The 13,126-nt window shown below is 34.2% G+C and carries 11 protein-coding genes; all 11 read left to right on the forward strand.

Annotated elements, in window-relative coordinates; genetic code table 11:
* Positions 1–403 precede the first annotated feature (403 nt).
* Positions 404–1,285 carry a hypothetical protein gene (locus H2O64_RS07100; RefSeq protein ID WP_187561471.1) on the forward strand — a complete coding sequence of 294 codons (882 nt, stop codon included), beginning with the start codon at positions 404–406 and terminating at the stop codon, positions 1,283–1,285.
* A 24-nt stretch (positions 1,286–1,309) separates the two neighbouring features.
* Positions 1,310–1,831, forward strand: a complete 522-nt coding sequence (locus H2O64_RS07105) for a GNAT family N-acetyltransferase (protein ID WP_187561472.1) — start codon at positions 1,310–1,312, stop codon at positions 1,829–1,831.
* Positions 1,832–2,168: 337 nt separating this feature from the next.
* Positions 2,169–3,401: a hypothetical protein gene (locus tag H2O64_RS07110; RefSeq protein ID WP_187561473.1), complete on the forward strand. Its 1,233-nt coding sequence runs from the start codon at positions 2,169–2,171 to the stop codon at positions 3,399–3,401.
* Positions 3,402–3,500: 99 nt separating this feature from the next.
* Positions 3,501–4,160 (forward strand): succinate dehydrogenase cytochrome b subunit, encoded by a 660-nt coding sequence (locus H2O64_RS07115; RefSeq protein ID WP_187561474.1) that lies wholly within the window; start codon positions 3,501–3,503, stop codon positions 4,158–4,160.
* Positions 4,161–4,175: 15 nt separating this feature from the next.
* Complete coding sequence (locus tag H2O64_RS07120; protein ID WP_187561475.1) at positions 4,176–6,173, forward strand: fumarate reductase/succinate dehydrogenase flavoprotein subunit; 1,998 nt, start codon at positions 4,176–4,178, stop codon at positions 6,171–6,173.
* 39 nt (positions 6,174–6,212) lie between these two features.
* The gene (locus H2O64_RS07125) at positions 6,213–6,590 is read left to right on the forward strand and encodes a four helix bundle protein (RefSeq protein WP_187561476.1); all 378 of its coding nucleotides are present in this window, start codon (positions 6,213–6,215) and stop codon (positions 6,588–6,590) included.
* Positions 6,591–6,666: 76 nt separating this feature from the next.
* The gene (locus H2O64_RS07130) at positions 6,667–7,413 is read left to right on the forward strand and encodes a succinate dehydrogenase/fumarate reductase iron-sulfur subunit (RefSeq protein WP_187561477.1); all 747 of its coding nucleotides are present in this window, start codon (positions 6,667–6,669) and stop codon (positions 7,411–7,413) included.
* A 174-nt stretch (positions 7,414–7,587) separates the two neighbouring features.
* The gene (locus H2O64_RS07135; protein ID WP_187561478.1) at positions 7,588–8,511 is read left to right on the forward strand and encodes a M28 family peptidase; all 924 of its coding nucleotides are present in this window, start codon (positions 7,588–7,590) and stop codon (positions 8,509–8,511) included.
* Positions 8,512–8,686: 175 nt separating this feature from the next.
* The gene (locus H2O64_RS07140; RefSeq protein ID WP_187561479.1) at positions 8,687–10,012 is read left to right on the forward strand and encodes a T9SS type A sorting domain-containing protein; all 1,326 of its coding nucleotides are present in this window, start codon (positions 8,687–8,689) and stop codon (positions 10,010–10,012) included.
* A gap of 128 nt (positions 10,013–10,140) precedes the next feature.
* On the forward strand, positions 10,141–12,189 hold the full coding sequence (locus H2O64_RS07145; protein WP_187561480.1) for a tetratricopeptide repeat-containing sensor histidine kinase: 2,049 nt from the start codon (positions 10,141–10,143) through the stop codon (positions 12,187–12,189).
* Positions 12,190–12,200: 11 nt separating this feature from the next.
* Complete coding sequence (locus H2O64_RS07150; RefSeq protein ID WP_187561481.1) at positions 12,201–12,923, forward strand: LytR/AlgR family response regulator transcription factor; 723 nt, start codon at positions 12,201–12,203, stop codon at positions 12,921–12,923.
* Positions 12,924–13,126 lie beyond the last annotated feature (203 nt).

Genomic DNA, 13,126 nt, shown 5'->3' on the forward strand with positions numbered 1-13,126 from the left:
TAAAAATAAGTAAACTTTCTTACTTTGAAAGTGAACGTGTACTAAAAAACTACAAATAATTGATTATCATGTGAAAATAACACGGCTAGATTCTTTTTCCGCAGTGTAGCAACCATTTTTCGTTAAGAATTTTTGAAGCCTTGGAAAAAATTTAGAAAAATGATTGCGGTTTTGACTTTTTCAGTCAAAAACACCTCTGGAAAAAGCGCACTTTCTTTTGTTTCTTTTCTTTGTGCGAGCAAAGTAAAAGAAAATAAAAACTAAATTTTAAAGTATTTAACTTTAAAATTTATCAGCGATACACAATAAGGTTCTTTTCTAAAAGTTATATTCAACAGATATTAAATAATTGATTTCTAGTATTTTTTTTCAATATTTGGTATATTATAAACAAATCATTCTCATGAAAAAGCTAATTTTCGCTTTCGCGATTGTACTCGTAAGTTTCACAGCCTGTAAATCAGATGAAGATTGTTGTTTGCCAAATCCGACAGTAAACAATTTAATCATTAAGTTTAAGTTTGATGCCACACAGCAACGCTTGAATAATATTGGACAGCCAGCCACAATTCCTGCGGGGAATGCAGCGCAATCGCCAAATTTTAGTAGAATGAGCGCTAATTATATTGAATTTGCGCCAAGCGCAACAACATTGTTAGGTAATGGACAAGTCATCTACACAGGTGCAGAAACCAATGAAGGAGGGAATATGGCAATTGATTTTCAAAATGCTCAATTTGCAGGAAATGATGAAGTGTTTTTAACAATTCCGCTCACTGATATTGCCCCAGGAACTTACAATTGGGTGCGTGTTTCGTTGGCGTATCAAGAAGGAACAATACAAGTATTTGGTGGCGGACTTGATTTTGTTGGGACTTTAGCAAGTTTTGTAGGATATAATACATACATAACATCATTAGACTTTGATGGAAGTACCACAGGTTTATTTCAAATTAACGAAAATAAATTACAAGGATTCTGGGCATTTGAAGCTTTAGGATTCACCACACAAGGACAAGCGCCCGCAGGAGCAACCACAGTGCCAAATCCGTTATTTGATTCATCGCCAGTGCCGCAAGGTTCATGTGTAGTTACAGGACAATTTCAAAATGGATTTACGTATACAGGAAATGAAACAGAAGATGTAGTGGTAACACTTTCGTTTTCTGTCAACAATAGTTTTGAATGGACAGAGATTAACGCGGATGGAAAATACGAGCCATCGATTGGCGAACAACTTGTTGATATGGGACTCAGAGGATTGATTCCTTCGGTTTCTAATTAATACGAGACGCGACATTTCAAATAAATGAAGAACATAAGCATAAATAAAATAACCAGTAACGCTATTGATCAATTACAAAAAATTGGGAAGCAGACTTTTTCCGAAACCTATGCTGAGAAGAATAGTGAAGAAAACATGCATGAGTATTTGAAAAATAACTTTTCAACGGAAAGATTGAAAGCTGAATTGGCGGATAAGAATTCTGATTTTTATTTTGCGGAATTTGAAGATAAAGTAATAGGCTATTTAAAAGTGAATTTTAAAAAATCGTTGACCGAAATCAAGAATGTAAAAACACTTGAAATTCAGCGTATTTATGTGTTGAATGAATTTCAAGGCAACAAAGTTGGACAAATACTTTGTGAAAAAGTAATAGAAATTTCAAAACATAAAAAGGTAGATTATGTCTGGTTAGGTGTTTGGGAAGAAAATCCTAGAGCCATTCGATTCTATGAAAAAAATGGTTTCATAGCGTTTGATAAACACATTTTCAAATTGGGAGATGATGAACAAACGGATTTATTGATGAAACGTGAAATAAATTAAAGAGTTGATTGATAGAATATTAATATTCATGAATATGATGAAGTAAAAATCTTTAAAAAAAAATAAACTTTCTTAGTTTAAAAACGCATCTAGAATTAAAATACTACATTTGATCGATTTGTCACCTCATATCGTGTGAATTTCACAATGATTGACACTTCTTTTACATTTTTTTGACATTATTTAGCCAAGGTCAATTTAGTTTTACCAATAAATCCAAGCTATGTGTTTTTTAGCACAGTATTTGGATTGAAACAAATCATCATAAAAATAATATAGTTCCTACTATCGCATTCAACACTTCCCCATAGATAGTTGTATCTAACAAACTCAAATCATGCTAAAATCTACGTTATTGCTTTTACTATTGCTTATTTCTTCTATTGCTTTTTCGCAAGATAATTTGAATGAAGATCTCAAAATATTCCTCGATTGTAATCGTTGCGATCATACATACATCAAACAAAATTTAGGCAATGTTCAATTTGTACGAGACCAAGGTCTTAGTGACGTTCATTTGTTCTTTCTTATACAGTCAAATGGAAGTGGCGGACGCTTATATGAAATTGATTTTATTGGTAAAAATAAGTTTGAAAAAATCAGCTACAAATTAGAATTTTCTACCAATACAGACATGACGAGTGATAATGTTAGAAATGAAATTTTGAAATACATAAAATTGGGTCTTGTGCGGTTTTGGATAGAAAATAAAAGTACAGCTACTATAACAGTTACGGTTCCTAGTCCAGAAAATGAAACAGAAGTTATAGAAGACGACGCTTGGAATGCTTGGGTATTCAGGCTTGGCGCTAGAGGTTATTTTAATGGAGAAGAAACAAATAGGTCAAGCAATTTAGACTTTAATATTTCGGCGAAAAGAGTCACTGAGAAAAACAAATTTTCACTGAGAGCTAGTTTTGGTGAAAATAAATCGACCTTTACTTTTGACGGAAGTGACATTGTAGCAATTAACAACAATAAATCTTTAAACGTAAGTGATGTTTTGAGTATAAATAGCCATTGGTCTTATGGTTTCTTTGGAGATATTGGAACGTCAACCTATCGTAATTATAAGTTATTTTGGAGGTTTAGACCCGCGATAGAATATAACTTTTTTAAATACGAACAATCTGCAAAAAAACAACTCATTCTGTCGTATCGAAATGGATTGGTTTTTAACGATTATATAGAGCGATCGGTATTTGGTGAAGATAAAGAACTCTTATTTGAACACACGCTTTTATTGGGCGGAAGTGTTCGTCAAGAATGGGGAAACATTAATGGAGAAGTGTTTTTTAGTCAGTATTTACACGACACCACATTGAACTCTTTAGGGTTCTATATGGGCGCCAACATTAGAGTATTTAAAGGGTTCAATTTTGATATTGGAGGAAATTATAGAATTACCAGAAATCAAATCAATCTTCCTGCGGGTGATGTATCACTAGAAGAACTATTGCTTCAACAACAGCAATTACAGTCGGGATACAATTATTGGGTTACCATTGGCTTTAGCTATTCATTTGGATCAATTTACAATTCTATTGTGAATCCTAGATTTAATTTTTAATTAAACCCATTCTAAATAGACTTTAAAAGAATACGTAAAATTTGTAGAGCTTCTGCATGAAGTGTATATTTGTGTAACAAATAATTAATCACAATTATAATGAGCGGAATTTTAAATTCTTCGATTGGAAGAAAGTTTGCCATGGCACTTTCGGCACTCTTCCTGATGTTTTTTCTTTTACAACACTTTGCAATCAATATTCTTTCTGTGTTTAGTCCAACTGCTTTTAATGAAGCGTCCCACTTTATGGGAACTTTTTGGGCAGTACAATTCATTCTTCAACCAATCCTGATTATTGGAATTGTATTCCATTTTACAATGGGAATTATTTTAGAATTAAAAAATCGTAAAGCACGAAAAGTAAGTTACGCTAAAAATAATGGAGCAGCAAATTCTACTTGGATGAGCAGAAACATGATTTGGTCTGGTCTTATTATTGAAGCTTTTCTTGTAGTTCACATGTTTAACCTTTGGTGGCATGAAATGATGGTGAAGTACATCGATCCTCAAGTATTAGATCCAAACCGTTATTATCACGAACTTGTAGAGCACTTCCAAAGCCCAGTAATCGTAGCTATTTATGTTGTTGCATTTGTGTTTTTAGCACTTCACCTATTACATGGATTCAATTCGGCATTTCAATCCATTGGAGCCAACAACAAATACACGAAAGCATTAAAAGGAGTTAGTAAAGTATATTCAATTGGGCTTCCAGTAGGATTTATATTCATTGCATTATTTCACCATTTCGCACACTAAAAACTTATCATAACTATGGCTTTAGATTCAAAAATACCTCAAGGACCACTAGCAGATAAGTGGACAAATCATAAAAATAAAATCAATCTTGTAAACCCTGCCAACAAACGTCTTATTGATGTTATTGTAGTAGGAACAGGACTCGCAGGTGGATCTGCGGCAGCTACGTTGGCTGAATTAGGATATAATGTAAAAGCATTTTGTTTTCAAGATTCTCCACGTCGCGCGCATTCAATTGCAGCACAAGGAGGAATCAACGCAGCAAAAAACTACCAAGGAGATGGAGATTCAACGTATCGATTATTTTACGATACCGTAAAAGGAGGCGATTATCGTTCGCGTGAAGCTAACGTATATCGTTTGGCTGAGGTTTCTGCAAACATCATTGATCAATGTGTAGCACAAGGAGTTCCTTTTGCACGTGATTATGGAGGCTTGTTAGACAACCGTTCGTTTGGTGGTGTATTAGTATCACGTACTTTTTATGCTAAAGGACAAACAGGGCAACAATTATTACTAGGAGCTTATTCTGCCATGAACCGTCAAATTGGTCGTGGAAAAATAAAAATGTACAACCGTCACGAAATGTTAGACGTTGTTATTGTAGACGGAAAAGCAAGAGGAATTATAGCACGTAACTTAGTTACTGGAGAAATAGAAAGACACTCAGCGCATGCGGTTGTATTAGGAACAGGTGGATACGGAAACGTATTCTTCTTATCAACCAATGCTATGGGAAGTAATGTAACAGCTGCATGGAAAGCACACAAACGTGGCGCATACTTTGCAAATCCTTGTTACACACAAATTCACCCAACATGTATTCCAGTATCTGGAGATCATCAGTCTAAACTGACGTTGATGTCTGAATCATTACGTAATGATGGACGTATTTGGGTGCCAAAACACAAAAAAGATGTAGCGGCAATTCGTGAAAAATCATTGAAGCCAACAGATCTTAAAGAAGAAGACAGAGATTACTACTTAGAACGTCGTTATCCTGCCTTTGGAAACTTAGTACCACGTGATGTTGCTTCACGCGCAGCAAAAGAACGTTGTGATGAAGGGTATGGAGTTAATGTAACTGGAGAAGCGGTGTATTTAGATTTCACTGCGGCAATTCAACGCTACGGAAAAGAGGAAGCACACGTAAAAGGATTGAATGAAGATGATGCGGCTTTAGTAAAGAAATTGGGACAAGAAGTTATCAAAAACAAGTATGGAAACTTATTCCAAATGTATTTCAAAATTGTAGATGAGAATCCTTATGAAACTCCAATGATGATTTACCCAGCGGTACATTATACCATGGGAGGAATTTGGGTAGATTACAACTTACAAACTACAGTTCCTGGATTATTTGCAATTGGAGAAGCAAACTTCTCTGATCACGGAGCCAACCGTTTAGGAGCTTCTGCATTAATGCAAGGATTAGCTGATGGTTATTTCGTATTGCCATATACAATTGGTGATTTCTTAGCCGATGATATTCGTACAGGAGCAATCCCGACAGATTCTAAAGAATTTGAAGAAGCAGAAAATAAAGTGCGTTCAGAAATAGAACACTTAATGAACAATGGCGGAACAAAGCCCGTTGATTATTTCCACAAGAAATTAGGAAAAATAATGTGGAATAAATGTGGAATGGCACGTAATGAAAAAGATTTAAAATCAGCCATTGAAGAAATTGCACAACTAAGAGCCGAATTCTGGAAAGACGTTCGTATCCCAGGAAGTGCAGACGAGTACAATGAAGAACTAGCGAAAGCAGGTCGTGTAGCTGACTTCCTAGAATTAGGAGAATTATTCGCGAAAGATGCGTTACAAAGAGAAGAATCTGCTGGTGGACACTTTAGAGACGAATACCAAACGCCAGAAGGTGAAGCAATGCGTCGTAAAGAGTTCCAATATGTTTCTGCATGGGAATACAAAGGAGCACCAAAAGATGCGGTTTTACACAAAGAAGAGTTGAAGTACGAAAATATAGAAGTAAAGGAAAGAAGTTATAAATAGATATTAGGTTATTTAGTTATTGAGAATTAAGTTATTATTGTGAGTACATTTAAATCATTCGAAGAATTAGGGTGCTGGAAAGAAGCTAGAAATTTAAGGCTTTATGTTTCAAAAGTGATCATAACTAAACTACCAAATAACGAAAAATATGCTTTAATAGATCAAATAAAAAGGTCTGCGCGTTCTGTAGGAAATAATATAGCTGAAGGTTATGGAAGGTTTCACTTTCAAGAAAACATTCAGTTTTGTAGAATAGCAAGAGGTTCATTATTTGAAACTTTAGATCATGGAATTATAGCTTTAGATGAAGGTTATATTTCAGAAGAAAACTTAAATGAATTAAGAATAATACATAATAAAGTGCTTTTGATTTTAAATGGTTACATAAAGTATCTGAAAAGTCAAAAAGGGAAGTAAGGTCATTAAAGAGTTGGGCTGTCAATAACCCAATAACTCAATAACTTATTTTCATAATAACATAATAATACTAATTATGAATCTTACACTCAAAATATGGCGTCAAAAAGGCGCAAATGATAAAGGAAAAATGGTTGATTATAAAATCAGCGATGTTTCTCCAGATATGTCTTTTCTTGAAATGTTAGACGTTTTAAATAGCGAACTAATTACAAAAGGAGATGAGCCTGTAGCGTTCGATCACGATTGTCGTGAAGGAATTTGTGGAATGTGTTCTTTATACATCAATGGAGAAGCCCATGGGCCAGACCGATTGGTAACTACGTGTCAATTACACATGCGTAAGTTTAAAGATGGTGAAACGATTTATATCGAACCATGGAGAGCAAAAGCATTTCCTGTAATCAAAGATTTAGTGGTAGACAGAAGTGCGTTTGATCGCATACAACATGCAGGAGGATTTGTGTCTGTAAATACATCTGGAAACACCATTGATGCAAATGCAATTCCGATCAACAAACACGATGCAGATACCGCTTTTGATGCAGCAACCTGTATTGGTTGTGGTGCTTGTGTAGCAAGTTGTAAAAACTCTAGTGCGATGTTATTTGTATCGGCAAAAGTATCTCAATTTGCATTATTACCACAAGGGCAAGTAGAAGCTACAGATCGTGTACTAAACATGGTAAAGCAAATGGACGAAGAAGGATTCGGAAATTGTACAAATACAGGAGCTTGCGAAGTAGAATGCCCGAAAGGAATTTCATTAGAAAATATTGCACGTATGAATCGTGAATACTTAGCAGCATCTCTAAAAGGATAAATTAAAAGTGCATTAAAAATACTACATATAAAAATCCTAAGCAGCCATTGCTCGGGATTTTTTATTTATATTTATTTTAAAAATGAATTGCCTCAGATTGTGTGAAATTCTAGAAGGTTTTAGTATCGAAATCTAGTAATTCTTTTATACCAAAATCACATTATTATAAAAAATATGCCACTACCAAAAACTACCATTGTCATTCTGTTATTACTTTTTATCAGTTGTAAAACACAAAATAAATCTTCAAATCTGCCCGAAAATCTACCAAAAACTGTTACAGCAGATTTTGATGGCGAACAATTACTAAAGCATGTTAAAGAATTAGCTTCTGATGCATACGAAGGAAGAGAAACGGGAACACCTGGCGCAACAAAAGCCAAAAACTATATCATTTCTGAATTTAAAAAACTAGGTGTAGAACCTTTAGGAAAAACCTTTGTGCAAGAATTTCCTTTACCTGAAAAATTTAATGCTTCACAAGGAGAAAATATTCTAGGTTACATAAAAGGAAGTCTAAAAGCGAATGAATACATTGTTATCACGGCACATTACGATCATGAAGGTATCCAAGACGGAAACATATACAACGGTGCAGATGATGATGCTTCTGGAATTAGTGGATTATTCGCTTTCGCTGAATATTTCAAACGAAACCCACCAAAACATTCTGTAATCTTAGCCGCTTTTGATGCGGAAGAAAAAGGATTATTGGGTTCGTATTACTTTGTAGACAATTCCATGGTTCCGAAAGCACAATTAAAGTTGAATATCAATATGGATATGATTAGCCGTAGTGATAAAAAAGAACTCTTTGCTGTTGGTCCACAATACACTGAAAAATTAAAACCAATCATTGAAAACGTTGAAAGAAGCGGAGATGTAAAGTTAATCATTGGTCATAAAGAATGGACTTTTTCAAGCGATCACGCAGGATTTCACAGCGCAGGAATTCCGTTTGTTTATTTTGGTGTAGAAGATCATGAAGATTATCACAAACCAACAGATGATTTTGAAAACATTCAACCAACCTTCTATAAAAATGCCATGCAAACTATTATTTCTTTCTTTAAAATAATAGACACCAAAGAATTGTAGAAACATACACTATAAAAATACAAAAGCGAATCCTTTTACAGGGTTCGCTTTTTTTGGTTTATAACAAAAAATTGTTGTTCAGAACATTTTACAATACGTTCAGAACATTTAAGAAACTGTCGAGTGCTTTTCAAATTATATTTGTTCTGTTAACCTACATAAACACTCAAATCTTATGAAACAAAAATTACTTTTTTTATCATGTGCACTTTGTACATATGTACTAACAGCACAAGCTGTATTTCCTGATACATTCGAATTTCGCGGAATAAATTCCAATGCTCCCAATGTGGGCACAGTACCTGCTCCTGGGCCAAATCCTGCAGGTTTGGATGTAGCTGTGTTACCAACATTAACTGGAAGATTAAGCGCACCAGTATTGGTGGATTTAGACGGAGATGGTGATTTAGACATGGTTTCTGGCGCACAAGCTGCGGACGGAAAATTATTTTACTATGAAAATACAGGTTCTGCTACGGCTCCAAATTGGGTACAAACAGCACAACCAGCATTAGACGCTGTTGCCATTGCTCCAGGAGGAAATAATGAAACAAAAGGTCAATTTGTAGACATCGATGATGATGGTGATTTTGATTTATTTTTGGCGACTAAAAATGATATAAATCTCTTTAACTTTAATGATATTCATTATTATGAAAACACAGGATCAGCTACAGCGCCAAATTTTGTAGAATCTACCATTCCTGGGATTTTAAATCAGAATATAGCAAACTTTCCAGGTCTTGGATTTGTCGATTTAGATGACGACGATGATTTAGATATGGTAGGTATAGGAAGTGATTCTATATCGTATCTTGAAAATACAGGGACCAAATTAGTGCCAATGTATGAACGTAGATTACATTTAGATAATCCTTGGGATATGAATACAGGTACAGGAATATTGGATCGTAATTGGCCACATGGTGATATATTGGTGACTGTTCCTAATTTTGAGGATGTAGATCGTGATGGTGACTTTGATTTAATTGTGGGAACTGATACAGGAATTGTCCGTTGGGTAGAGAATATCGGTACAGCAACAGCACCAGATTATGGAACCTATGCATATCAAAATATGCCAGGAGATTTAGAAACATTTGATTTCGGACAGTTTGCAACGGTTAGTTTTGGAGATGTAAATAATGATGGTGTATTAGATGCAATTCTAGGATCGTTTAGTCCTGGGTATTTTGCATGGTTTGAAGGTGTACTCACAACACCATTAAGTATTGAAGAAGAAAATCTAGCAATAAACATACACGTAAGTCCAAATCCTGTAGAAGATATACTAACCATACAATTTGAGAGCAATCAAATTAACAAAACGAACATAACAATGTATAGCATTACTGGTCAGATGGTTTATGGTAGTAACAAACTCATTCAAAATGATAGAAATGTGAAAATTGATGTCTCGCGATTAACATCTGGATTATATTTCCTGAAAATAAAAAGTGACCATAATAAAACTGTTGTTAAAAAAATTACGGTTCTCTAATGCATAAACATACATATTAGTATTAAAAAAAAAAGGAGACCTACTTCATTAAAGAGTAAGTCTCCTTTTAATATTTAAAAACATTGTATTTTTGTGAGAACCCAAACTAACCATGAAATAGATTACTTATGTCTATAAAGCCATTAAAATACTTCCTACTGACTACAGTTTTGTTTTCTGTAGTATGTGTTTCTGCTCAAGAAAAAAACATTCAACAACAATACGATAGCATTGCCGAAATCATCGCGAAGACGCGTGATAAAGATAGTGTACTATCGCTATTGAATCTTCAAAAAGAATTGGCGCAAAAAGCAACTAATAAAAAGCTGTTAGCAGATACAGAATATAATATTGCGATAAAAAGCAATTATGCAGAAGATGAATCCATTGAACATTTTCAAAAAGCTTTGGCTTTGTATCGCGAATTAAAAGATACGCCTGCCTTAAGCAAAACGCATGTTACAATGGGACGCGCGTATCAATCACAAAGTAAATACAATGAAGCTTTCAAATCAGTAAATGAAGCGTTACAGTATGCAAAAGCCATTAACGATCAAGAATTACTGATCAATGCATATTCGTTTCGATCAAATATTTATGGAAACTTTTCGCAAACAGATAATGCGATTAAAGATTTAAACGAAGCACAAATAATCGCGTTACAATACAAAGACGGAGAAAAGTTGTTGCCAATTCTACAAGCAAAAGGATTTCTATATTATTCTAAAGGATATTACAAAGAAGGAATTGCTGCCTTAAAAGAAATGATTGCCCATTTTGATCGTAAAAACAATAAACGAAGTGTGGTTGTTTGGCGAAATAACTTAGGAATGATCTACGCAAGTTGCAATTGTGTATCGCTTGACGAACAAAAAGAAAATATGCATGCTTCTATTGCGTTGGCGGATAGTATCAAATTTGGCTACGGAAAAGCGTATGCGTCTGTGCATTTGGCAAGAGCATTAATGAAAGAGAACGCATTTGACAGTGCATATTACCATCTCGCGAAAGCGGACAAAGGATTGCCCAAAAAAGTGAATCCAAGTTTTACAGGTTATCTCAATCAGACCAAAGGTGATTATTGGGCAAATTTGGGGAACAAACAAAATGCCATCAAATATTTTGAAATTGCATATAAAATTTGGGACAAACTCAATAAACTAAAAGATAAAGAATACGTTGCTAAAGGATTGGCAACACTTTACAAAGACAGCAACAAAAGTGACAAAGCATTTTTCTATTTAGATGTATCTGCAAAAATCAAAGATTCGATGGTAAACAAAGCCAAAATCGAAAATGAAAAAGAACTAGAACTCACGTATGCATTTGATAAAAAACAATACAAAGACAGTATTCAAAACGCTGAAACGCTAGAAGTATTAGCACTTCAAAAAGAAAATGAAGTACAAGCAGAAAAACATGTACAACAAATTCTATTTGGGTTATTTATATTGGCGCTTGCCTTAGGCGGATTTGCGTATTATGCATATCAGCGAAAAAAGAAAATATCAAAAGTATTAGATGAGAAAAATAAAATCATCGAAAAAGCCTTGCAGGAAAAACAATTGCTACTCAAAGAAGTGCATCACAGAGTTAAAAATAACTTCCAAATAGTTTCAAGTTTACTCGAACTACAAACCAAAGGCATTGAAGACGAAAAAGCCTTGAATTTGGCAAACGAAGGGAAAAACAGAGTGAAATCGATGGCATTAATTCATCAAAAACTCTATCAAAACGAAACTGGATTGATTGACTTTGACGAATACATTCGTGTGTTGGTCAAAGAATTATCTAGCATGTATGCTTCGGAGAAAAAAGTACAGACCAATATCAACACAGAAAACATGTATTTTGATGTTGATACGGCAATTCCTTTAGGACTAATTGTAAACGAATTAATTACCAACGCTTACAAATACGCATTCGATGCATCGACTGACAATCAGTTGAACATTGCGATTGCTAAGTTGAATGAAGAAGAATATAAGCTCACGGTTTCTGATAACGGAAAAGGAATTGATGGCGCAATAGATTTATCAAAAGTAAAAAGTTTAGGACTGCGTTTGGTAAAAAGATTAACCAAGCAATTGCATGGAAGTTTTGTGTTAAACAATATAGATGGCGCAACGTTTGAAATAACGTTTAAAGACACACACACAAGAGCATTATTAGACTAATAGCTAATCGTATGACTAAAGTAAAAATACTAGTAGTAGAAGATGAAATTATCATTGCAGATCATATATGCGATACCTTAGAAGATTTAGGATATGATGCGCTCGAACCTGTCATCAATTATACAGAAGCCATTGAAGCCATCGAAGCAGAAAAGCCCGATATTGCTATCTTAGACATTCAACTCTCAGGAAGAAAAACTGGAATAGACATTGCTGAAAAAATACGAAGTAATTACGATTTCCCTTTTATATTTCTAACGTCAAACGCTGATCCATTGACGGTTTCTGAAGCCAAAAAAGTGATGCCGCCAGCGTACTTAGTCAAACCGTTTACAAAAGACGAATTGTACTCTTCCATAGAAATTGCGCTTTTCAACTATTCAAAAAAAGTAGGAGAAGCCAATGATGAAGAGTTAATCATTAAAGATGCCTTTTTCATCAAGGAAAAAAACATCTTTATCAAGTTAAAATTTGAAGACATTCTATTCATTAAAAGTGAACATGTATATGCAGAAATTCAACTGAAGAATAATCAGAAGCATGTCATTCGTGGAAACATGAATAAAATCATCACAAAGCTCAACAAAAAATTTGTGCGTGTACACCGTAGTTACATTGTCAATTTGGAATATTTAGAACAAATAGATCAAAACACAATTGTCATTTTAGGAACAAGCATTCCAATCGGAAAAAAATACAAAGATGAATTATTGAGCAAAATCAATTTATTATAACCTGAGTTCGATATAAAATTCAATAGCGGTTTTCTTCTTTTCCGCAGTATAGCAGGAATTTTTCGTTAAGAATTTTTGAAGCCTTGGAAATCGAAGATTCATGAACTCCTTAATTTAAAATAGAAATGAATGAACTAAAAGCGCATTTTCTTTTGTTGAAGCCTGTGCTGAACTAGATTCAGTATTCTTTGTGCGAGCAAAGA

Origin of the sequence: Kordia aestuariivivens, assembly GCF_014397005.1 — a bacterium.
Lineage (GTDB): Bacteria > Bacteroidota > Bacteroidia > Flavobacteriales > Flavobacteriaceae > Kordia > Kordia aestuariivivens.

What these genes read in the sequence shown, in the direction of transcription:
- H2O64_RS07145 (WP_187561480.1), top strand. Translation starts at nt 10,141, where the DNA reads ATGTCTATAAAGCCATTAAAATACTTCCTACTGACTACAGTTTTGTTT.
- H2O64_RS07120 (WP_187561475.1), top strand. Translation starts at nt 4,176, where the DNA reads ATGGCTTTAGATTCAAAAATACCTCAAGGACCACTAGCAGATAAGTGG.
- H2O64_RS07135 (WP_187561478.1), top strand. Translation starts at nt 7,588, where the DNA reads ATGCCACTACCAAAAACTACCATTGTCATTCTGTTATTACTTTTTATC.
- H2O64_RS07115 (WP_187561474.1), top strand. Translation starts at nt 3,501, where the DNA reads ATGAGCGGAATTTTAAATTCTTCGATTGGAAGAAAGTTTGCCATGGCA.
- H2O64_RS07130 (WP_187561477.1), top strand. Translation starts at nt 6,667, where the DNA reads ATGAATCTTACACTCAAAATATGGCGTCAAAAAGGCGCAAATGATAAA.
- H2O64_RS07150 (WP_187561481.1), top strand. Translation starts at nt 12,201, where the DNA reads ATGACTAAAGTAAAAATACTAGTAGTAGAAGATGAAATTATCATTGCA.
- H2O64_RS07140 (WP_187561479.1), top strand. Translation starts at nt 8,687, where the DNA reads ATGAAACAAAAATTACTTTTTTTATCATGTGCACTTTGTACATATGTA.
- H2O64_RS07100 (WP_187561471.1), top strand. Translation starts at nt 404, where the DNA reads ATGAAAAAGCTAATTTTCGCTTTCGCGATTGTACTCGTAAGTTTCACA.
- H2O64_RS07110 (WP_187561473.1), top strand. Translation starts at nt 2,169, where the DNA reads ATGCTAAAATCTACGTTATTGCTTTTACTATTGCTTATTTCTTCTATT.
- H2O64_RS07105 (WP_187561472.1), top strand. Translation starts at nt 1,310, where the DNA reads ATGAAGAACATAAGCATAAATAAAATAACCAGTAACGCTATTGATCAA.